Annotated in this window: 18 protein-coding genes; 13 read left to right on the forward strand and 5 right to left on the reverse strand. The window is 61.5% G+C overall.

From position 1 onward, the window contains the following. Positions 1-220: 220 nt before the first annotated feature. Positions 221-2,824: a PAS domain-containing sensor histidine kinase gene (locus FHT87_RS20490; RefSeq protein WP_183804627.1), complete on the forward strand. Its 2,604-nt coding sequence runs from the start codon at positions 221-223 to the stop codon at positions 2,822-2,824. A gap of 115 nt (positions 2,825-2,939) precedes the next feature. Here the strand turns inward: FHT87_RS20490 and FHT87_RS20495 are convergent, their stop codons facing one another. Both FHT87_RS20495 and FHT87_RS20500 read right to left on the reverse strand, forming a co-directional pair. After that, positions 2,940-3,866: a pseudouridine-5'-phosphate glycosidase gene (locus tag FHT87_RS20495; protein WP_183804629.1), complete on the reverse strand. Its 927-nt coding sequence runs from the start codon at positions 3,864-3,866 to the stop codon at positions 2,940-2,942. A 30-nt stretch (positions 3,867-3,896) separates the two neighbouring features. Further along, complete coding sequence (locus FHT87_RS20500; RefSeq protein WP_183734917.1) at positions 3,897-4,841, reverse strand: carbohydrate kinase family protein; 945 nt, start codon at positions 4,839-4,841, stop codon at positions 3,897-3,899. 229 nt (positions 4,842-5,070) lie between these two features. Here FHT87_RS20500 and recA point away from each other — a divergent pair, with 229 nt between their 5' ends. The 3 genes from recA (at position 5,071) to FHT87_RS20515 (ending at position 10,001) form a co-directional block, all read left to right on the forward strand. Continuing rightward, entirely contained in the window at positions 5,071-6,159 is a 1,089-nt protein-coding gene (gene recA, locus FHT87_RS20505) for a recombinase RecA (protein ID WP_112547765.1), read from the forward strand. Between the two features lie 156 nt (positions 6,160-6,315). Next, positions 6,316-8,970, forward strand: coding sequence for an alanine--tRNA ligase (alaS, locus tag FHT87_RS20510; protein ID WP_183734918.1), 2,655 nt, complete (start codon positions 6,316-6,318; stop codon positions 8,968-8,970). 179 nt (positions 8,971-9,149) lie between these two features. Further along, the gene (locus tag FHT87_RS20515; protein ID WP_183804631.1) at positions 9,150-10,001 is read left to right on the forward strand and encodes an AraC family transcriptional regulator; all 852 of its coding nucleotides are present in this window, start codon (positions 9,150-9,152) and stop codon (positions 9,999-10,001) included. A 9-nt stretch (positions 10,002-10,010) separates the two neighbouring features. Here the strand turns inward: FHT87_RS20515 and FHT87_RS20520 are convergent, their stop codons facing one another. Next, positions 10,011-10,640, reverse strand: a complete 630-nt coding sequence (locus FHT87_RS20520) for a glutathione S-transferase family protein (RefSeq protein WP_183734920.1) — start codon at positions 10,638-10,640, stop codon at positions 10,011-10,013. 447 nt (positions 10,641-11,087) lie between these two features. After that, positions 11,088-12,299 carry an NADP-dependent isocitrate dehydrogenase gene (locus FHT87_RS20525; protein WP_183734921.1) on the reverse strand — a complete coding sequence of 404 codons (1,212 nt, stop codon included), beginning with the start codon at positions 12,297-12,299 and terminating at the stop codon, positions 11,088-11,090. A 191-nt stretch (positions 12,300-12,490) separates the two neighbouring features. On the opposite strand from FHT87_RS20525, the gene FHT87_RS20530 reads away from it, so the two are divergent. The 5 genes from FHT87_RS20530 to FHT87_RS20550 all read left to right on the forward strand — a co-directional run bounded on the left by FHT87_RS20530 (position 12,491) and on the right by FHT87_RS20550 (position 18,443). Beyond that, the gene (locus FHT87_RS20530; protein ID WP_183804633.1) at positions 12,491-13,033 is read left to right on the forward strand and encodes a hypothetical protein; all 543 of its coding nucleotides are present in this window, start codon (positions 12,491-12,493) and stop codon (positions 13,031-13,033) included. A 107-nt stretch (positions 13,034-13,140) separates the two neighbouring features. After that, entirely contained in the window at positions 13,141-15,177 is a 2,037-nt protein-coding gene (locus tag FHT87_RS20535) for an FUSC family protein (protein WP_183804635.1), read from the forward strand. 7 nt (positions 15,178-15,184) lie between these two features. Continuing rightward, positions 15,185-16,015 carry an RNA methyltransferase gene (locus FHT87_RS20540; RefSeq protein WP_183804637.1) on the forward strand — a complete coding sequence of 277 codons (831 nt, stop codon included), beginning with the start codon at positions 15,185-15,187 and terminating at the stop codon, positions 16,013-16,015. After that, complete coding sequence (murI, locus tag FHT87_RS20545) at positions 15,996-16,796, forward strand: glutamate racemase (protein ID WP_183804639.1); 801 nt, start codon at positions 15,996-15,998, stop codon at positions 16,794-16,796. The genes FHT87_RS20540 and murI overlap by 20 nt, the downstream gene beginning before the upstream one ends. 132 nt (positions 16,797-16,928) lie before the next feature. After that, positions 16,929-18,443, forward strand: a complete 1,515-nt coding sequence (locus FHT87_RS20550) for an ATP-binding protein (RefSeq protein WP_183804641.1) — start codon at positions 16,929-16,931, stop codon at positions 18,441-18,443. Between the two features lie 5 nt (positions 18,444-18,448). On the opposite strand, the gene FHT87_RS20555 is transcribed toward FHT87_RS20550, so the two are convergent. Further along, positions 18,449-18,784, reverse strand: coding sequence for a cupin domain-containing protein (locus FHT87_RS20555; protein WP_183804643.1), 336 nt, complete (start codon positions 18,782-18,784; stop codon positions 18,449-18,451). A 102-nt stretch (positions 18,785-18,886) separates the two neighbouring features. Here FHT87_RS20555 and FHT87_RS20560 point away from each other — a divergent pair, with 102 nt between their 5' ends. The 4 genes from FHT87_RS20560 to ttcA all read left to right on the forward strand — a co-directional run bounded on the left by FHT87_RS20560 (position 18,887) and on the right by ttcA (position 22,159). Next, complete coding sequence (locus tag FHT87_RS20560) at positions 18,887-19,417, forward strand: MarR family transcriptional regulator (RefSeq protein ID WP_183804645.1); 531 nt, start codon at positions 18,887-18,889, stop codon at positions 19,415-19,417. A gap of 197 nt (positions 19,418-19,614) precedes the next feature. Continuing rightward, positions 19,615-20,232 (forward strand): 30S ribosomal protein S4, encoded by a 618-nt coding sequence (rpsD, locus tag FHT87_RS20565; RefSeq protein ID WP_183804652.1) that lies wholly within the window; start codon positions 19,615-19,617, stop codon positions 20,230-20,232. A 70-nt stretch (positions 20,233-20,302) separates the two neighbouring features. Further along, positions 20,303-21,232, forward strand: coding sequence for a glutaminase (locus tag FHT87_RS20570; RefSeq protein ID WP_183805072.1), 930 nt, complete (start codon positions 20,303-20,305; stop codon positions 21,230-21,232). A 60-nt stretch (positions 21,233-21,292) separates the two neighbouring features. After that, positions 21,293-22,159, forward strand: coding sequence for a tRNA 2-thiocytidine(32) synthetase TtcA (ttcA, locus tag FHT87_RS20575; protein ID WP_183804654.1), 867 nt, complete (start codon positions 21,293-21,295; stop codon positions 22,157-22,159). Position 22,160 lies beyond the last annotated feature (1 nt).

Raw genomic sequence — 22,160 nt, forward strand, 5'->3', positions numbered from 1 at the left:
GGCGAACGCGATTTCGTGTTGTGCAACTATTTGGCCCGGCGCTCGCTGTGGCACCGGCGGGATTATGGGCAAATTGGCGCGTTTGCCTGTGAATTCAAGCAGTCTGACGAAACCTGCTGTTTTTGCCGGCGCAGCAAGTTGATAAGAAGGAAAAGACTGCCTGATTCCTGCTTCGTAGCGGTGTTACGAGCGCGGCAGGAAGGGCTTATGCGAGGAATAGATGACGAAATCGCGTCAGGTCGACGACTATAGCGCGCCGCTTGTGGATCGTGGGGGGCGTTCTGGCACGGCAATACGCATCATCCTGCTGGCAATCGTGCTGATTGCGGCGGCGGCTGCCTTCGTCTTCTTCAAGGATTCGCTCGGCAACGAGCTGGTGCTTGGCTGTCTCGGCGTTCTCGCCATGGTCGGCATTTTCTTCCTGGTATCCTCGGTCATCGGCTTCATTGAGGTGATGCCGCAGCGCCAGTCCGACGGTCTGGCGCGCGCTTTCCTGAACAGCCATCCGGACGGAACGCTGATTACGGACGACAAGGGCCGCATCGTCTATGCCAATGCCGCCTATGGGGCGCTGACGGGCGCACGCAAGGCGACCGAGGTACAGACGCTGGAAACGCTGCTGTCGCGCCACCGCGAATCGAACGAGGCGCTCTACCGGCTGGTAAACGGCCTGCGCGAGGGCCGGGAAGGCCGCGAGGAATTCCGCCTGCTGCGCGCAGTCGGACCGGGGAGCAGCGCAGGCGCCCATTGGTACCGCCTGAAAGCCCGGCAGCTGAAGCCGGAAGAGGGCGGCGGCAAGCCGCTGCAGATCTGGCAGATCACCGATATCACCGCCGAGCGCGAGGACCAGGAGCGGTTTTTCAAGGAGCTGCAGAACGCGATCGACTATCTCGACCACGCTCCATCAGGCTTCTTCTCAGCCGGGCGCAAGGGCGAAATCTTCTATCTGAACGCGACGCTTGCCGAGTGGCTGGGTCTCGACCTCACCAAATTCATGCCGGGCTCGATGAATATCGGCGATCTGGTGGCGGGCGAGGGGCTGGCGCTGATCCAATCCGTGCAGGCCGAGCCGGGTCTGAAAAAGACCGTGACGCTCGACCTCGACCTGCGTAAATCCAACGGCCAGAGCCTGCCGGTGCAGATCATCCACCGCGTCACCTCCATGCGGGACGGGGCGCCGGGCGAAAGCCGGACGATCGTGCTGACACGCGACAAGGACGGCGAGAACGGCCAGTCGGCCTCGGCTGCCGCCATGCGCTTCACGCGCTTCTTCAACAATACGCCGATGGCGATCGCCTCCGTCGATGGCAACGGCAAGATCCTGCGCACCAATGCGCCTTTCCTGAAACTCTTCTCCAATATCGTCTCGCGTGACGATCTGGAGCGCGGCGCGCTTCTGGAAACGATCGTGCAGGACAGCGACCGGCCGCAGCTTGCCGCGGCACTTGCCGCCGCCAAGGACCGGCAAGGCGATATCGCGCCGATCGATTCCCGCACGCCGACGGACGATGCGCGTTTCTTCCGCTTCTATGTGAATGCCGTCATCGACCAGAGCGACGAGGCGCCCGAGGAGGCGGCCATCGTCTACGCGGTCGAAGTGACCGAGCAGAAGGCGCTGGAAGCGCAGATGGCGCAAACGCAGAAGATGAATGCGGTCGGCACGCTTGCCGGCGGCATCGCACACGATTTCAACAACGTGCTGACGGCAATCCTGCTCTCCTCCGACCACCTGCTGTTGCAGGCGCGGCCTGCCGATGCGAGCTTCGCCGATCTGATCGAGATCAAGCGCAACGCCAACCGCGCTGCGGTGCTCGTGCGCCAGCTTCTCGCCTTCTCGCGCAAGCAGACGATGCGGCCGACGGTGCTGAACCTCACTGATGTGGTCGGCGACCTGCGCATGCTGGTCGACCGGCTGATTTCAGGCACCAACGTCAAGCTCGACGTGGAATATGGCCGCGATCTCTGGCCGGTCAAAACCGATCTTTCGCAATTCGAGCAGGTGCTGATCAATCTCTGCGTCAATGCGCGCGACGCCATGCCGGATGGCGGCACGCTGACGTTGCGCACCCGCAATCTGCCGGCAGCGGAAGTTGCGGCCTTCAACTATTCCTACATGCCGCATGAAGACATGGTGCTGGTCGAGGTGACCGATACCGGCACCGGCATTGCGCCCGAGATCATGGACAAGATCTTCGAGCCCTTCTTCACGACCAAGGATGTGGGCAAGGGTACCGGTCTCGGCCTTGCCATGGTCTACGGCATCGTCAAGCAATCCGGCGGTTATATCCAGCCGGAATCGGAAGTCGGCAAGGGCACGACCTTCCGCATCTTCCTGCCGCGCCATATCGTCGAGCCCGCAGTTGCCGCTGAGGCCGAAGCCGCCGATCATGCCGTTGCGGCCGGCGGCGCGCAGGTTCTGGAACTGGTCCAGCCGCAGCAGCCGGAAGACCTGACCGGCTCGGCCGTCATCCTCTTGGTGGAGGACGAAGAGGCCGTGCGGCGCGGTGGCAAGCGCATGCTGGAGACGCGCGGCTATACGGTCCATGAGGCGGGGTCCGGCGTCGAAGCGCTCGAGATCATGGAAGAGCTGGAAGGCAAGGTGGACATCGTCGTCTCCGACGTGGTGATGCCGGAGATGGACGGACCTTCGCTGTTGCGCGAATTGCGCAAGAACTATCCGGACCTGAAGTTCATTTTCGTGTCAGGCTATGCCGAGGATGCATTCGCCCGCAACCTGCCGCCGGAAGCCAAGTTCGGCTTCCTGCCGAAGCCGTTTTCGCTGAAGCAGCTGGCCGTGGTGGTGAAAGAGACGCTGGATAGCTGAAGATCACCGTCTGGCGGTTACCGGAGAGGCCCTGCCGTGCGGTACCCCCTATCGGCAGGCATTGGCCAAACGCACAGCCCAAAAACAGGGCGGGACCAGCCCGCCCCATCAAAAATCACTCGCCAAGCGCCACGGCGATCTCCGCCGCCAACCGTGCATTATTCTCCACCAGCGCAATGTTCGTCTTCAGGCTCTGACCATCCGTCAGGTCGAAGATCGTGCTCAAGAGGTAAGGCGTTACCGCCTTGCCGGTGATTTCGTCGCGCTCGGCACTATCAAGCGCACGCTCGATGTAGATTTCCATCTCCTCTCGGGCGATTTCGTCGGCTTCTTGAACCGGATTGGCAATCAGCATGCCGCCTTCGATGCCGAGCTGTTCGCGGGTCGTCTGGAAGTTGGCGATCGCGGCCGGGCTGTTCAGGGTTAGCGGGCTGCGGATGCCGGACGAGCGCGACCAGAAGGCCGGGAATTCATCGCTTTCATAGGTGACGACGGGCACGCCGCGGGTTTCCAGCACTTCCAGCGTCTTGGGAATATCGAGGATCGCCTTGGCGCCGGCGCAAACGACGATGACGCCGGTGCGGGCGAGCTCTTCGAGGTCGGCGGAGATGTCGAAAGTCTCTTCAGCGCCGCGATGCACGCCGCCGATGCCGCCGGTGGCGAAGACCTTGATGCCGGCCCGTGCCGCTGCAATCATCGTCGCGGCAACGGTGGTCGCACCGGTGCGGCGTTCGGCGATTGCGAAGGCGATATCGGCGCGCGAGACCTTCATCACGTCCTTGGCCTGGGCGAGTTGCTCCAGTTCGGCAGCTTCGAGGCCGATATGCAGCGTGCCGTGGATGACGGCGATGGTCGCGGGAACGGCACCCTGATCGCGGATGATCGCTTCGACGCTGCGCGCCATTTCGATATTGCCGGGGTAGGGCATGCCATGGGTGATGATGGTCGATTCGAGCGCCACGATCGGCGCGCCGCGCTGTTTGGCGGCTGCCACTTCCTTCGAGTAGGAGATCGGCAGCAGGGGCGAGAAGGGTTTGGTCATGATCCGTATCCGTTTATCGATTTAGCGGCTTCAATGCAGAATTCTCGCCGCCGGGACAAGCGAGAGCATGTCGCGGAGCAGTTCCGGCGAAAGATTTTCGTTGACGGCATGCGATGACTGGACGGTCAACGCTGCCGCCGCCGCGCCATGACGGACCGCTTCTTCGAGCGGCAGGCCACGCATGAGCGCAGAGAGCGTGCCGGCTGCCAGCGAATCTCCCGCGCCGGTGACATCGGCGACAATGTCCGAAATGGGCGGCTGAAGGACAAACGCACGTCCATCCTTGAAGGCGACGAGTTCGCGCTGGCCGCGGGTGACGACCGCACCGCTAATGCCGATGTCACCGAGCAGGGACGGCCAGGCGGTCGCGTCTTCCGGACGGTCGCCGACAAGGGCCGCGGCCTCGGCCTCATTGAGGAAGAGATAGTCGATGCCATCGAGGCAGGGCAGGAGGCGCACGACCTTGGCCGGCGAAATGGCGATTGCCGCGACCGGCTTGCCGAGTGCCTTTGCCTTTGCGACGATCGCCACTGCCGTTTCCTCCGGCAGGTTGGCATCGAAGAGGATGAAATCGGTGGCAGCAAAGGCATCACGCACCCAGCGGATCGAGAGCCGCCGCGGCGCGAAGAAGCGGTAGAGCTCCATATCCGCCAGCGCGATGACGAGATTGCCGTCCTTCTCGATGATCGCCGTATAGCTCGGCGTCTTGCGGTCGAGAAAGACGAAGGGGCGGTCGTCTATCCCCGCGAAGTCGGCCGCCTCGCTCACCATCTCGCCGATCGGGTCACCGCCGCGTGGCGAAATCATCGTCACATCGAAGCCGAGCCGGGCGAGATTACGCGCTGCATTGAAACCGCCGCCGCCCGGTTCCTCGAACCATGTTCCGGGGTTGCTGGCACCGGGCGCCGTCTCTCCGGCAATGCGGCCGCGGCGATCGATATGGGCGCCACCGAGAACGAGAATCTTGCGGCTCATTTCTGCACTCCGGAAGCGAATCGAATGGTGGGCAAAGTGGCCACATTCGCGGGCCGACGCGCACTAAGCCGTTGCTTTGCATCGATAAAACAAAAATAGAACACAGGCCGTTTTACCTTTTTCTTTCAATTATTTGCAACCCCATTGCGAAATAAGAACAAATAGGGTACAAACTTCCCATCAGCGGCGACATTGCTTGAGCAGCGTCAATAACCTAAAGGTGGATCGAATGTCTCAGAATTCATTGCGGCTCGTAGAGGACAAATCGGTGGACAAAAGCAAGGCGCTCGAAGCGGCACTCTCACAGATCGAGCGGTCGTTCGGCAAGGGCTCGATCATGAAACTCGGCTCGAACGAGAACATCGTCGAGATCGAAACGGTTTCCACGGGTTCTCTCAGCCTCGATATCGCTCTCGGCATCGGCGGTCTGCCGAAGGGTCGTATCATCGAGATCTATGGTCCGGAAAGCTCGGGTAAGACGACGCTCGCCCTGCAGACCATTGCCGAAGCCCAGAAGAAGGGCGGTATCTGCGCCTTCGTTGACGCCGAACACGCTCTCGATCCGGTCTATGCCCGCAAGCTCGGCGTCGACCTGCAGAACCTTTTGATCTCCCAGCCCGACACCGGCGAACAGGCGCTTGAAATCACCGATACGCTGGTGCGCTCCGGCGCCATCGACGTCCTCGTCGTCGACTCGGTTGCAGCGCTGACGCCGCGCGCCGAAATCGAAGGTGAAATGGGCGACAACCTGCCGGGCATGCAGGCCCGTCTGATGAGCCAGGCGCTTCGCAAGCTGACGGCTTCGATCTCCAAGTCGAATACGATGGTGATCTTCATCAACCAGATCCGCATGAAGATCGGCGTCATGTTCGGTTCGCCGGAAACGACGACGGGCGGTAACGCGCTCAAGTTCTATGCTTCCGTCCGCCTCGACATCCGCCGCATCGGCCAGGTCAAGGAACGCGAAGAGGTGATCGGCAACCAGACGCGCGTCAAGGTCGTCAAGAACAAGATGGCACCTCCCTTCAAGCAGGTCGAATTCGACATTATGTATGGCGAAGGCGTCTCCAAGACCGGCGAACTCATCGACCTCGGCGTCAAGGCCGGTATCGTCGAGAAATCCGGCGCCTGGTTCTCCTATAACAGCCAGCGCCTGGGCCAGGGCCGCGAGAACGCCAAGATCTTCCTGCGCGACAATCCGGATCTCGCCCGCGAGATCGAAACCGCGCTGCGCCAGAATGCCGGTCTGATCGCCGATCGCTTCCTGCAGAACGGCGGCCCTGACGCCGGTGACGATGCGGGTGATGGCGATATGTAATTTTCGCCTCTACCGTTGAAGCAGATTTCCTGCCGGCCGCATTCCCCAACGAGAATGCGGCCGGTTTTGTTTGTTTGCTGGACAGTGGCTAGGTCGAACGATAAAAGCCGATGGATTTAATTTTACCTGCCTGCAGGCAGCATCGAAGGGCATGAAATGAGCGGTGTAAACGATATCCGGTCGACCTTCCTCGACTACTTCAAGAAGAACGGCCACGAGATCGTTCCATCGAGCCCGCTCGTGCCGCGCAATGATCCGACGCTGATGTTCACCAATGCCGGCATGGTGCAGTTCAAGAACGTCTTCACCGGCCTCGAAAAGCGTCCCTATTCGACCGCAACCACCTCGCAGAAATGCGTGCGCGCCGGCGGCAAGCACAACGACCTCGACAATGTCGGCTATACTGCGCGTCACCTGACCTTCTTCGAAATGCTCGGCAACTTCTCCTTCGGCGACTATTTCAAGGAGAATGCGATCGAGCTTGCCTGGAAACTCGTCACCGAAGGTTTCGACCTGCCGAAGAGCCGGCTGCTGGTCACGGTCTATTCCGAAGACGAGGAAGCAGCGTCGCTCTGGAAGAAGATCGCCGGTTTCTCGGACGACAAGATCATCCGCATCCCGACCTCTGACAATTTCTGGCAGATGGGCGATACCGGTCCTTGCGGCCCGTGCTCGGAAATCTTCATCGACCAGGGTGAGAATGTCTGGGGCGGCCCTCCCGGTTCGCCGGAAGAAGATGGCGACCGGTTCCTGGAATTCTGGAACCTCGTCTTCATGCAGTTCGAGCAGACCGAACCCGGCGTGCGCAACCCGCTGCCGCGCCCGTCGATCGATACCGGCATGGGTCTGGAGCGCATGGCCGCCGTTCTGCAGGGCGTCCAGAGCGTCTTCGACACGGACCTGTTCCGCACGCTGATCGGCGCCATCGAAGACACGATGGGCGTCAAGGCCGAGGGTTCCGCAAGCCACCGCGTCATCGCCGACCACCTTCGCTCGTCTGCCTTCCTGATCGCCGATGGCGTACTGCCGTCGAATGAAGGCCGCGGCTACGTGCTGCGCCGTATCATGCGCCGCGCCATGCGCCACGCCCAGCTTCTCGGCGCCAAGGAACCGCTGATGTACAAGCTGCTGCCGACGCTGGTGCAGCAGATGGGCCGCGCCTATCCGGAACTCGTGCGCGCCGAGGCGCTGATCTCCGAGACGCTGAAGCTCGAGGAAAACCGCTTCCGCAAGACGCTGGAGCGCGGCCTGTCGCTGCTGTCGGATGCGACGACGGACCTCGGCAAGGGCGACATGCTGGACGGCGAGACCGCCTTCAAGCTCTACGACACCTACGGCTTCCCACTCGATCTGACGCAGGATGCGCTGCGCGCCCGCGAGATCGGCGTCGATATTTCCGGCTTCACCGATGCGATGCAGCGCCAAAAGGCTGAAGCCCGCTCGCACTGGGCCGGCTCCGGCGAGAAGGCAACCGAAACCGTCTGGTTCGAGCTCAAGGAAAAGCACGGCGCGACCGAATTCCTGGGTTACGACACGGAAACGGCCGAAGGCGTGGTGCAGGCAATCGTCAAGGATGGCAAGGTTTCGACTGGGGCCAAGGCCGGCGACAAGGTGCAGGTCGTCGTCAACCAGACGCCGTTCTACGGTGAGTCCGGCGGCCAGATGGGCGATACCGGCGTGATCTCGTCCGACCACGGCAAGATCGAGATTTCGGATACGCAGAAGAGGGGCGAGGGCCTGTTCGTGCATCTGGGTACTGTCATCGAAGGCACGTTCAAGGACGGCGATGCGGTCGTGCTGACGGTCGATCATGCCCGCCGTTCGCGCCTGCGCGCCAACCACTCGGCAACCCATCTGCTGCATGAGGCGCTGCGCGAAGTGCTCGGCACGCATGTCGCCCAGAAGGGTTCTTTGGTCGCGCCCGAGCGCCTGCGCTTCGACGTGTCGCATCCGAAGCCGATGACGGCAGAAGAGCTCAAGGTCGTCGAAGAGATGGCAAACGAGATCGTGCTGCAGAACGCGCCGGTCACGACCCGCCTGATGAGCGTCGACGACGCGATCGAGGAAGGCGCAATGGCGCTCTTCGGCGAAAAGTACGGTGACGAAGTGCGCGTCGTCTCGATGGGCACGGGTCTGCACGGCGCGAAGGCCAACAGGCCCTATTCGGTCGAGCTCTGTGGCGGCACGCATGTGTCGGCGACCGGCCAGATCGGCCTTGTGCGTATCCTCGGCGAAAGCGCCGTCGGTGCCGGCGTTCGCCGTATCGAAGCGGTAACCGGTGAATCGGCACGCGAATATCTCGCCGAACAGGACGATCGCGTGAAGACGCTCGCTGCCTCGCTGAAGGTGCAGCCATCGGAAGTGCTTGGCCGTGTCGAGGCGCTGATGGACGAGCGCCGCAAACTCGAAAAGGAATTGGCGGATGCCAAGCGCAAGCTCGCCATGAGCGGCGGGCAGGGCGGTTCTGCCGATGCCGTGCGCGAGGTCGCCGGCGTCAAGTTCCTCGGCAAGGCCGTGACCGGCGTCGACCCGAAGGATCTCAAAGGTCTCGCCGATGACGGCAAGTCCAGCATCGGCTCCGGCATCGTGACGCTGATCGGCGTTTCCGAGGATGGCAAGGCAAGTGCTGTCGTTGCCGTCACGCCCGATCTCGTGGATCGTTTCAGCGCCGTCGATCTGGTGCGCGTTGCCTCCGCAGCGCTCGGCGGCAAGGGCGGCGGCGGTCGTCCTGACATGGCGCAGGCGGGCGGTCCTGACGGAGCCAAGGCCGACCAGGCGCTCGAGGCTGTTGCAGCGGCACTCGCAGGCTGAGCTTCCGGCATAGGTTGATTGCAAGGCGGGACCTGTTCCCGCCTTTTGTTTTTGGGCGAACGCCGCTTTTTGCTCGATGATGGCGAAAGAGCAGGCCTCTTGCGTTTCGTGGCAAGTCAGCAGGATTTGTCAAATCGGGCTATGCTTTGGTGGGCCGATCGATTTGCAAAGGGTTTGACATGGTGGGTGAAACGGCATGGGCGCTTTATGAAACCCGTCTGAGACGGGTTTCGGCCTATATCCACGATCATCTCGACGAGGATCTGGATATGGAGCGGCTTGCCGACATCGCCTGCCTGTCGAGTTACCACTGGCACCGGATCTATCGGGCGATTTACGGCGAGACGTTGGCGGCAACCGTCAAGCGGCTGCGGCTGCATCGCGCGGCGGGCGATATCGTCCGCACGGATCTTGATGTCGGCGAGATTGCGAAGCGATCAGGCTATCCCAATCTCCAATCCTTCAACCGCATCTTCAAATCGGTCTTTGGCATGCCGCCGGCACGCTACCGGAAAGAGGGAAGCCACACGCAGTTCGAACCCTCAACCTCCGGAAAGGCGACAGCCATGTTTGATGTCACCCTGAAAACCATCCCGCCGCTCGAATTGGTCGGCGTTCCCCATACCGGCTCCTATATGGAGATCGGCAAGGCCTTCGAGACGCTGTTCGGCACGCTCTATGCCCGCGGGCTCGCAAAACCCGAGATGCGGATGATCGGCGTCTATCTCGATGATCCCGATCTCGTGCAGCCCGAAAATCTGCGCTCTGTCGCCTGTGTCGCGGCCGGCGAAGAGACGACCGCCAACGCACCGCTGGAGCGGCGCATCGTGGAGGGCGGCGACTATGCCGTGCTGCACCACAAGGGGCCTTACGCCGATATGTACAAGGCCTATCAGTGGCTCTACGCCCAGTGGCTGCCTGCCTCCGGCCGGCAGATCCGGGATCGCGTCATGTTCGAGGAATATCTCAACAATCCGCGCGAAGTCGCGCCGACCGAATTGCGGACGGATATCTACATGCCGCTGGCATAAACGAAACGCTCAGGCAGCCTGCATGGCCTTTGCCGCCTCATCATCGAGCGCGGTTGCCCGCTTATAGGCATCGCGTTCGGCAAGGCGGCCGAAATAATCGACAAAGGCCTGGCGCTTTTCGATACTGCCGAAGGCGAGACCCCAGCCGACATGCGAGCCGACGTAGACGTCGGCAGCCGTGAAACGTTTGCCGGCGATATAGGGAGAGGCGGCCAAAATAGCCTTTTCCAGCGTGCCCATGACATCGCCGAAAGAGCCGCAGCCTGCCATGCGGAGTCGCTCCTGCGGGATTTCGAAGCCGAGCGCCTTCAGCGTGACGGACGCTTCCAGCGGCCCGGCGGCGAAAAACATCCAGCGGTAATAATCGGCGCGTTCATCGGGCTGCGGGCCGAGCCTTGCCTGCGGAAAAGTGTCCGCAAGATACGCACAGATCGCCGCGCATTCCGTCACGATCGTCTTCCCATGACGGATCGCCGGCACCTTGCCCATCGGGTTGACGGACAGATAGCCCGGCTCCTTCATCGTTCCGCCGAAGGTCAGGATTTCGGTATGATATGGGACGCCGGTTTCTTCCAGCATCCACCGTGCTATCCGGCCGCGCGACATCGGGTTGGTGTAGAAGGTGATTTCGTCGGTCATCGTGCTCTCCTCTCTCCCATGCTCTTTTCGTAGCACTGGCACGGGAGATTTCAACCTTTGGCGCCGGCGGCGCCTTCACGGCTGCGCGGGGAATGATTTCGGTCGAGGGGAGCGCGTCTGCAGTCGCGGCCGGACCGGCAGGCGAGCGAAAACGCTGATTATAGTGCTGGGTCTGGGTCTCGAGTAACGCGAGATCGAGATAGAAGACAATCATATCCTGACCCTCGCGACGCGCGAGCAGCCTTACAAGTTGCAGGAATTCGGGGACAAAACTCTTCTTGGCCATCAGAACCTCCATGCCTAGGCGAGTTTCTGAATAGGCCTTGCAACTTACGCGAGGCTTACTTTTTAAAGTAATTGCTAATTTAGGAGCGGAAGCCAATTTCGCCGGATAACAAAAAACCCGGCGCGAAGGCCGGGTTTTCCGATTGTCTATCCGAGCAGGGCTCAGGCCATTGCGGCCTGTAGGTTCTGGTCGATCTTGTCGAGGAAAGCCGTCGTGGAGAGCCACGGCTGATCCGGGCCGATGAGAAGCGCCAGGTCCTTGGTCATGAATCCGGATTCGACGGTATCGACGCAGACCTTTTCCAGTGTGGAAGCAAAGCGGGCGAGCTCGGCATTGTCGTCGAGCTTGGCGCGGTGCGCGAGGCCACGGGTCCAGGCGAAGATGGAAGCGATCGAGTTCGTCGAGGTTTCCTGGCCCTTCTGGTGCTGGCGATAGTGGCGGGTGACCGTGCCGTGAGCGGCTTCGGCTTCAACCGTCTTGCCATCGGGCGTCAGGAGAACCGAGGTCATCAGGCCGAGCGAGCCGAAGCCCTGGGCAACCGTGTCGGACTGGACGTCGCCGTCATAGTTCTTGCAGGCCCAGACATAGCCGCCGGACCACTTGAGAGCGGAGGCGACCATGTCGTCGATCAGGCGGTGTTCGTAGGTGATGCCGGCTTCCTTGAACTGATCCTTGAATTCGGTCTCGTAGACTTCTTCGAAGATGTCCTTGAAGCGGCCGTCATAAGCCTTGAGGATAGTGTTCTTGGTCGACAGGTAGACCGGCCACTTGCGCATCAGGCCGTACATCATCGAGGCGCGGGCGAATTCGCGGATCGACTCGTCGAGGTTGTACATGGCCATGGCAACGCCGGCGCCCGGTGCGTTGAAGACTTCCTTCTCAATGACGGTGCCGTCTTCGCCGACGAACTTGATCGTCAGCTTGCCCTTGCCGGGGAACTTGAAATCGGTTGCGCGATACTGGTCACCGAAAGCGTGACGGCCGACGACGATCGGCTGCGTCCAGCCGGGAACGAGGCGGGGAACGTTGCGGCAGATAATCGGCTCGCGGAAGATGACGCCGCCGAGGATGTTGCGAATCGTGCCGTTCGGGCTCTTCCACATTTCCTTGAGGTTGAATTCCTTCACACGGGCTTCGTCCGGCGTGATGGTCGCGCACTTGATGCCGACGCCGTACTTCTTGATGGCGTTGGCGGCATCGACGGTAACCTGGTCGTTGGTGGCGTCGCGGTTTTCGACCGAGAGGTCATAATAGTCGATATCGAGGTCGAGATACGGATGGATCAGCTTGTCCTTGATGAGCTGCCAAATGATGCGAGTCATTTCATCGCCGTCGAGATCGGCGACGGGATTGGCGACCTTGATCTTCTTCATGTATCTGCCTCGTAAGCTTAAGAAAGGGACAGCTGCCCCGGGTGGGTGATGTGGGTCCGGAGCGCTATAGCATTGTGAGCAGGGAACGCAAAGCCGAACGGGCGGGACCGTGACGTTTTTGCCGCCATTGCCAAGTGCTGGAAAACGGCTAGTCTCGCCGGCATAAGCCCCCGAGTCCCGGACATTTTGCCATGAAGAAGATCGCCGTTCTGTTTGCCGGCCTCATTGCCGCACTGTCTGTCGCCCCTGGCCTTTCGCTTGCGGCCGATGCCACTGCGCCGGTCAAGGAAATCATTGATGATACGAAGAAGAACTGGGCGAGCGACGCCAGCGACTGGATCGATATTTTCGAAGAGAGCAGGCTCGTCCGTCTCTACAGCAAGGACTTCGGCGACAAATACAGAGCAGCCGCCAAGAATCCGGCCGCCGACGAGGATGGCATTTCACCCTTCGACTATGATGTGATCGTCAACGGCCAGGATGCCTGCCCGCTGCAGGACCTCTCCATCGGAAGCGGCCAGCCGGTCAACGGCACGACAGAGGTGACGGCGAAATTCAAGGCGGCGACCTGCATGGAAGGCACCCCCAACAGCGATGCCTTCACGACCGTTCGTTTCGAAGTGATCGAGGAGAACGAAAAGGCCGTCATCGACGATATCATGGTCCAGGGCGAAGAGGGCCAGGGACCGATCTCGCTCAAGGAAGCCATGGTGCAGATCGCCAACGGCGAGTGATGCCAGGGGCCACCGACCGGTGACACCAGGGCGATTTGATTTTTACCGAGGCGGCGGTATCTCGCTCTCGGGTTTGCCGCATCCGGCGAGCATGAGGACTGGCAAGGGTGATTTCCGGCTTTGAGTTCCGAGACTGGCTGCTTGCCAATGATCCGGCGCTGTCGCGCCTGCGCATGGGCACGCGGGTTACGCTGTCGATCCTGCTCTCCTTCGCGATCCTGCTTTTGATCCACATGCTCATCGTGCCGCTACCGACCGCGTCCTATGGTCTCGGCATCGTGCTGTCGATCGAAGGCGGAGTCGCGGTGCGCGACAAGGGCTCGACGCGCCAGCTCATCACCAGGCTGCTCGGCTGTCTTGCAAGCCTTGTCGTCGTCGGTATTGCGGCGGCCTTGGAGTCGCAACGCGTTCTCTCGGATTTCGTCTTCCTCGTGGTGATCTTCCTCGCCTCATCCGCGCGCGTCTACGGCCCGCGCGGCTTTGCGATCGGCATGTTCGCTTTCACCTCCTATTTCCTGGGCGCCTACTTCCACCCGACGATCAGGGAATTGCCTGTCGTCCTGATCGGCCCTGTTGTCTCGGCGCTGGTCAGCCACTGGGTGAGGGCGGTGCTTCTGCCCGACAATTGGCGGCGCGACCTGCTGCGTTCACTGGAGAGCGTGCGGGGCCGCATCAACCAGATCCTCTTCAAGCTTGCTGCCCTTGCAGCGGATGGAAAGGTCGAGGAGGCCGACCGGCAGGAGCTGCGCCAGCTGGAAGACCGGTTGAAGGAAGTGGTGCTGATGGCCGAGAGCTTCATTCCGCGCCCGCCGGGCGGCGTTTTCGATGGCGCTTCAGCACCGGCTGCGGAACTGGCGATCCGGCTGTTCGACGCGCATCTGGCGACCGAAAGCGCCATCGTGCTGAGCTATCAAAGTGCGCCATCCTTTGTGCTCGTCCATGCCGTCATCGAGGATGACAAAGCCGTGCTATCTGCGCAGGAAAAGGCAGTCGCCGATATGGAAGGCCAGCCGCGGGGCGAGACGGCGCGGGCGCTGCTCTGGCTCGGAGCGGCACGCCGGCAGCTCGTCGAAACGATCGATACCGGGCGCAGGACGAATTTTGCCGAGATCGCCTCTATCGAGGAAGTCAGCACGCCCACGGCAGTCGACTTCTCACTGAAGAACCCGGTGATGCGTTCTGCCCTGCAGATCACGCTGGCGGCGGCGATTGCCATGACGCTCGGGCTGGCGCTGTCGCGCGAGCGCTGGTTCTGGGCGGTGCTGGCATCCTTCCTCGTCTTCAGCAATACCAATTCGCGCGGGGACACGGCCATCAAGGCGCTGCAGCGCTCGATCGGCACGCTGTTCGGCATCGCCTTCGGCCTGTTGCTGGCCTCATTGCTTTCCCACCAGATGGGTATTGCCATTGCCGTTTCGTTCGTCTGCGTCTTCCTCGCCTTCTACTTCCTGCAGATTTCCTATGCGACGATGACCTTCTTCATCTCGATCGTGCTCTGCCTGGTCTATGGCATGATGGGGGTCCTGACTTTCGATCTCCTGAAGCTGCGACTGGAGGAAACGCTGATCGGCGCGGTCGCTGGAACGCTGGTGGCCTTCCTCGTCCTGCCGGCACGCACGCGCGGGACACTCGATGCGGCGCTCGCCAAATGGTTCGAGACCCTGAAGGAGTTGCTATCGGCAGTATCGGACAAGAAGAGCCAGCCGGAACTGATCGTCATCTCGCAGAAGGTCGATGCCTGCTACCGCGACATTACGCTTGCCGCACGCCCGCTCGGCTCCACATGGTCCATTGTCACCCGGCCGGGACGGATCCGCCAGACACTGGCAATCTTCCTGTCGGTCACCTACTGGTCGCGTGTTCTGGCACGAAACCACCATGCCGATGCCGTCGATGACGATCTGAAACGCAGGATCGCTGCCGATATCGGCATGCTGGATACGGCGGCACCCCGCGGCTCGGACTGTTTCCTGATCACCCGAAAGCAGATTCGACCGACCGGCCAGCACCTGCCGCTCTGGCACGAGGGCGCCCGGCTGGCAGTGGAGATGATCGGCTCCACGCTGGCGCGGCTCTACCCGACGGAGACGCAGGACTTGCCGTTTGCGGCCGGCAAAGCTATTGCGCCCGTAAATCAGGAATAGGAAGCACATGGCGGGTACGAACAGCGAGCGTCAACTTCTGGCCGAAGGGCCTGTCATCATTCTGGTCGAGCCGCAGATGGGCGAGAATATCGGCATGGTGGCGCGCGCCATGGCGAATTTCGGCCTGGCCGATCTGCGCCTCGTCAATCCGCGTGACGGCTGGCCGAACGAGAAGGCGCAGGCCGCAGCCTCCAAGGCCGATCACGTGATCGAGGGCACGCAGGTCTTCGCCACGCTGGAAGAGGCGATTGCCGATCTCAATTTCGTCTATGCGACGACGGCGCGCAGCCGCGACAATTACAAACCGGTGCGCTCGCCGGTCTTTGCCGCACAAACGCTGCGCAGCCGATTTCGGGCAGGCGAGGCGACCGGCATCCTGTTCGGCCGCGAGCGCTGGGGGCTGACCAACGAGGAAGTGGCGCTTGCCGACGAGATCGTCACTTTCCCGGTCAATCCGGCTTTTGCCTCACTCAACATCGCCCAGGCCGTGCTGCTCATGTCCTATGAATGGATGAAATCGAGCATGGAGGATCTGCAAGCCGTGCCATTCCAGGCGCTCGAGCAGCGCCCGTCCACCAAGGAGCAGCTTTTCGGCCTGTTCGACCAGCTGGAAGAGGCGCTGGATTCGCGCAACTATTTCCACCCGCCCTCGAAAAAGCCGAAAATGGTCGACAATCTGCGTGCAGTCCTCTCCCGCCGGGCCTTCACGGAACAGGAAATCAGCGTGTTGCGCGGCGTCATCTCCTCCCTCGACCGCTTCTCGCGCAACAGTCCGCGCAAAGGCGGTTTCACCAGATCCGGCAAGGGTGCCCCGACTGATGACAGCGCCGACAAATGAGCTGAAACCCGTCCTCGTTTTCGATTCAGGCATCGGCGGGCTGACCGTGCTGCGCGAAGCGCGCGTGCTGATGCCGGAACGCGGCTTCATCTATATTGCCGACGATGCCGGCTTTCCCTATGGCGGCTGGGAAGAGCAGGCGCTGAAGGAGCGGATCATCGGCCTCTTCGCCAAGCTGCTCGAAGACTACGATCCGGAAGTCTGCATCATCGCCTGCAACACCGCCTTTACGCTTGTGGGTGCGGATCTGCGCGCCGCCTTTCCGCAGATGACCTTCGTCGGCACGGTGCCCGCCATCAAGCCTGCCGCCGAGCGCACGCGCTCCGGCCTCGTCTCGGTGCTTGCCACGCCCGGCACGGTCAAGCGCGCCTATACGCGCGATCTCATCCAGTCCTTCGCCCAGCAATGCCATGTGCGGCTGGTCGGCTCGGAAAACCTGGCGCGCATGGCGGAGGCCTATATTCGCGGCGACGCCGTTTCCGACGATGCAGTGCTCACCGAGATCGACCAATGCTTCGTCGAGAAGGATGGTCGCAAGACCGATATCGTCGTGCTGGCCTGCACGCATTATCCCTTCATGGCCAACCTATTCCGCAGGCTGGCGCCCTGGCCAGTGGACTGGCTGGATCCGGCGGAAGCCATTGCGCGGCGCGCACGGACGCTGGTGCCGCAGGTGGCAGACGCCGTTCATCCCGACAATTTCGACTTTGCCATCTTCACGTCGGGCAATCCGGATTTCGCTACCCGGCGGCTGATGCAGGGTTTCGGGCTAAACGCCTGACAGGGGGCGGCACAATCCCTGTGGGTTGCCTCAATCAGCCCCTGATATCGGCTGCATTCTTTGATAGACGGAAGCCCGCCATTTCTGGAAGGATGGCACGTCGCTGATTTGAGTCTCTCGAGAGGTTTCGCATTGCAGGTTGGCATCGATATGGGACTGGCGTCCGGCGCTCCGGCGACGCTCGATATCGAGGAGCTGCTGGCAACGCGTCTGCTCGTGCAGGGCAATTCCGGATCCGGCAAATCGCATCTCTTGCGCCGCCTGCTGGAGCAGTCCGCTCAATGGGTGCAGCAGGTCATCATCGATCCCGAAGGTGACTTCGTCACGCTGTCCGACCGGTTCGGGCATATCGTCGTGGACGGCGAACGGACGGAGGCCGAGCTTGCCGGCATTGCCAACCGCATTCGCCAGCACCGCGTTTCCTGCGTGCTGACTCTGGAAGGGCTCGATATCGAGCAGCAGATGAGGGCTGCCGCCGCCTTCCTCAACGGCATGTTCGATGCCGATCGCGAATATTGGTATCCGGTTCTGGTCGTGGTCGACGAAGCGCAGATGTTTGCGCCGTCGGTCGGCGGCGATGTTTCGGAAGATGCGCGCAAGGCCTCGCTCGGGGCCATGACCAACCTGATGTGCCGCGGACGAAAGCGCGGGCTCGCCGGTGTCATCGCCACGCAGCGCCTGGCAAAGCTTGCCAAGAATGTCGCGGCTGAGGCCTCCAACTTCCTGATGGGCCGTACCTTCCTCGATATCGACATGGCGCGCGCTGCCGACCTGCTCGGCATGGATCGCCGCCAGGCGGAAATGTTCCGCGACCTGAAGCGCGGCAATTTCGTCGCCCTCGGCCCGGCTCTGTCACGCCGACCGCTGCCGATCCAGATCGGCAATGTCGAGACCTCTGCGCGTTCCTCCAGCCCGAAGTTGATGCCGCTGCCGGATGCGCCTCAGGATGTGGAAGACCTGATCTTCACGCCCGATCCGGAAGAATTCCAGCGACCCATCGTGCGGCGTGCGCCGCCGGCCCCGCGCCCGACGACCGATATTCTCGCCGAGCTTTCACGCTCGACGCCGGCCGCGAGCCCGATGCAGGCTGCCGAGCCGCGGGTACCGCAGCCGGAACTGTCAGCCGAAGAGCGTGAGGAGCGGCTAGCCGGCGTGCTCGCCGAAATCCTCGACGATCCAGGCTCCGGCTTCCGCACGGATGCCGTTCTCTATCAGGATTTCCTGGTAAGATTGCGTATGCGCCGCGTTCCCGGACCGCCGATGTCCCTGCCGGACTTCCGGCGGCGCGTGGCGGTCTCCCGGTCGGGCGTCGATCCTGACATGGCCGCGAGCGAGGCATGGTCGACAGCGCTTTCGCTTTCCAACGGTGTCACCGATGATCTGCAGGGCGTTTTCCTGATGATGGCGAAAGCCGCAATCGGTGGCGAGGCCTGCCCCTCCGACGCGCGCATCGCCCGTGCTTACGGCACGCATTCGGCCCGACGCGCACGCCGTCTGCTCGGCTATTTCGAAGAGCAGGGTCTCATCGTCGTCCACACGGATTTCAGCGGCAAGCGCATTGTTGCCTTTCCGGATCTGCAGGCCGAAACCGCACCGGGTTCGGCCGATGCGCCCGACAGCGACGCCCTGAAGAGCGCTGCCGAATAGGCCTTTCAGACCCAGTTCTGGATGATTTCTGGGCTCGCGTGGATGCAGGTGAGCTCCAGCCGCGTCGTCCCCACATTCTTGAAGCAATGCGGCGTCTCGGCATTGACGATGACGATGTCGCCGGGATTGGGCTCCACCGTCTCCTTGCCGACGGTAAAGCGCGCCTTGCCGGAGCGCACGATCCACATTTCCGTATAGGGGTGAATATGTAGGTCCGGCCCCTGGCCAGGCTCGTTGTCGATCAGGAAGATCGAGACCGGCGCGCCGTAATCGCCGCCCTCAAAACGAATGGTTCGGTTGGCGAATTGCTGCTGGCTTTCGCGGGGTATGACATGGAACATGATTTCCTCCTTGGATCACGCTGCAGACTTTGCTATGAATTTATCTTCACGAGAAGATACTCCGATAGATTTATCTTCTCGTCAAGATAGTTTGGAGTCCCCATGGAAACGGAAGATCACGTCGACCGGCTGCGTGCGCTCTGGGCTCAGGAATTGCCTGATCTCGATACGACACCGATGAGTATTCTCGGGCGCATCTGCCGGCTCTCCAATCTGGTGCGCCCGTCCATCGAGGCGACATTCGCCGAATTCGATCTCGACCGCGGCGAATTCGATGTGATTGCGACGATCCGCAGGGCAGGGCCGCCCTACAGAATGACCCCGACTGAGCTCTACGGCCTTCTGCTGATCTCCTCGGGCGGCTTGACGCACCGGCTCGACAGACTGGAGAAATCAGGGCTCATACGGCGGGAACGCTCGGCACAGGATAAGCGCAGCTTCGAGGTGGCGCTGACGGACGAGGGCATCAAACGCGCCGAGGCGGCCTTCCGCGAAGACATGAAGCGGGAACTCGACCATCTCGATCATCTCGACGAGGGCGAGCGTCGCGCGCTTGCCGGCCTCCTGCGCAAACTTGCCGGTTCGCTGGAGCAGGCAGGCGAGAACGGCCCTGCGGCGGCAGATTCTATTTGACAATCCTGTGACTTATCCCTAAAGACCGCGCCAGCACCGGGCAGCAATGTCCGGTGTTTCATTTGACATGTCCCGTGGATCTTGTCCGTTCGCGAATGGAAAGATCCTGTCGGGTCCTGGAAACGGGATCAAAGGAGGGCGTGTTTCCTTCGCGCGGTTTGGCAACAAACCGTCATAACACTTTGAAAGGAAATACGATGAGCAAGCGCGAATCGTCCAAGTACAAGATCGACCGCCGTATGGGCGAAAACATCTGGGGCCGTCCGAAGTCCCCGGTGAACCGCCGCGAATACGGCCCGGGCCAGCACGGCCAGCGCCGCAAGGGCAAGCTTTCCGACTTCGGTGTGCAGCTGCGCGCTAAGCAGAAGCTGAAAGGTTACTACGGTGACCTGCGCGAGAAGCAGTTCCGCGCCATCTTCGCTGAAGCTGACCGCCGCAAGGGCGACACCTCGGAAAACCTGATTGGTCTCCTGGAATCCCGCCTCGACGCGATCGTCTACCGCGCCAAGTTCGTTCCGACGGTCTTTGCTGCCCGTCAGTTCGTCAACCATGGCCACGTTACGGTCAACGGTGTGCGCGTCAACATCGGTTCTTACCGTTGCAAGGCCGGCGACGTCATCGAAGTTCGCGAAAAGTCCAAGCAGCTCGTTACGGTTCTGGAATCGGTTTCGCTCGCAGAGCGCGACGTTCCTGACTACGTCGAAGTCGACCACCACAAGATGGTTGCCACTTTCGCACGCGTTCCTACGCTTGCCGACGTTCCGTACCCGGTCGTCATGGAACCGCATCTGGTCGTCGAATTCTATTCGCGTTAATCCGCGAGGCGTTTTCGCATACAGAAAAGCCGCCCTCCAAGGCGGCTTTTTTGTTCTCTGGAGAGAAGCCATCATGGATTTGCAGGCAGTCCTCGACAGCATTCACAAAGAGATCCAGCCGCGCATCGGCGAAGGCAAGGTGGCGGATTATATTCCCGAGCTTGCCAAGGTCGATCCGCAGCAGTTCGGCATGTCGATCATCACCGTCGACGGCAAGGTCTACAGCGTCGGCCATGCCGATGTCGCCTTCTCCATCCAGAGCATTTCCAAGGTCTTCATGCTGACGCTGGCGCTCGGCAAGGTGGGCGAGGGGCTGTGGAAGCGGGTCGGCCGCGAGCCCTCGGGCTCGGCTTTCAATTCCATCGTCCAGCTCGAGCATGAGCACGGCATCCCGCGCAATCCCTTCATCAATGCCGGCGCGATCGCCGTCAGCGATGTCGTCATGGCCGGCCATGCGCCGCGCGAGGCGATCGGCGAGTTGCTGCGCTTCGTGCGCTACCTCGCAGACGATGAATCCATCACCATCGACGACAAGGTGGCGCGTTCGGAGACGGCGACGGGCTATCGCAATTTCGCGCTTGCCAATTTCATGCGCTCCTACCGCAATCTCGATCATCCCGTCGATCATGTGCTTGGCGTCTATTTCCACCAGTGCGCGCTGTCCATGACCTGCGAGCAGTTGGCTCGCGCCGGCCTGTTCCTGGCCGCGCGGGGCAGCAATCCGCTGACCGGTCATTCGGTCGTATCGCCGAAGCGGGCGCGGCGCATCAATGCGCTGATGTTGACCTGTGGCCATTACGACGGTTCCGGCGATTTCGCCTATCATGTCGGCCTGCCGGGCAAGAGCGGCGTTGGTGGTGGTATCTTTGCGGTGGCGCCGGGCATTGCCTCGATCGCTGTCTGGTCGCCGGGACTGAACAAGGTCGGCAATTCGCAGCTCGGCGCGGTGGCGCTGGAGATGCTGGCGGCGCGCACCGGCTGGTCCGTTTTCGGCGATTGAGACTGGGTTGGGCGGTGGCTTTCTGCTAAGCAAGGCACGCACATCAGACTGGACGAGAAGATGAATATCGCAGCCAATATTGCCGACGACCTGGAAACGGCTGAAACCGGCATCGGCCATACGCTGTTCGCCGATGCGCCGCATTCGGTCTCCTTTAACAAGCTGCGCAAACGTCTCTTACGACAAGTGCGACAGGCCTTCGACGATTTCGATATGTTGAATGGCCAGAAGCGCTGGCTGATCGGCATTTCCGGCGGCAAGGATTCCTATGGCCTGCTGGCGCTGCTGCTCGACCTGCAATGGCGCGGCCTGCTGCCGGTGGAGCTGATTGCCTGCAATCTCGATCAGGGCCAGCCGAATTTCCCGAAGCATGTGCTGCCGGAATATCTCGCCAGGATCGGCGTCAAACATCGCATCGAATATCGCGATACTTATTCGATCGTGAAGGAAAAGGTGCCTGAAGGGGCGACGTACTGTTCGCTCTGCTCGCGTCTGCGCCGCGGCAATCTCTATCGGATCGCCCGCGAAGAAGGCTGCGATGCGCTGGTGCTCGGCCATCACCGCGAGGATATTCTTGAGACCTTCTTCATGAACTTCTTCCATGGCGGGCGGCTTGCCGCCATGCCGGCGAAGCTGCTGAACGATGAAAGCAACCTGATGGTGCTGCGGCCGCTCGCCTATTGCGCCGAGGACGACATGGCTAGGTTTGCGGCCGCCATGCAGTTTCCAATCATTCCGTGCGATCTCTGCGGCTCGCAGGACGGGCTGCAGCGCAATGCGATGAAGGACATGCTCGCCGATATCGAGCGCCGCATGCCTGGCCGCAAAGACACGATGCTGCGCGCGCTCGCGCATGTGAACCCGTCGCACCTGCTCGATCCGAAACTTTTCGACTTTTCTGCGCTGACCGTCACCCAAACGTCATAAT

It is taken from the genome of Rhizobium sp. BK316 (assembly GCF_014193695.1).
Classification (GTDB): Bacteria; Pseudomonadota; Alphaproteobacteria; order Rhizobiales; family Rhizobiaceae; genus Rhizobium.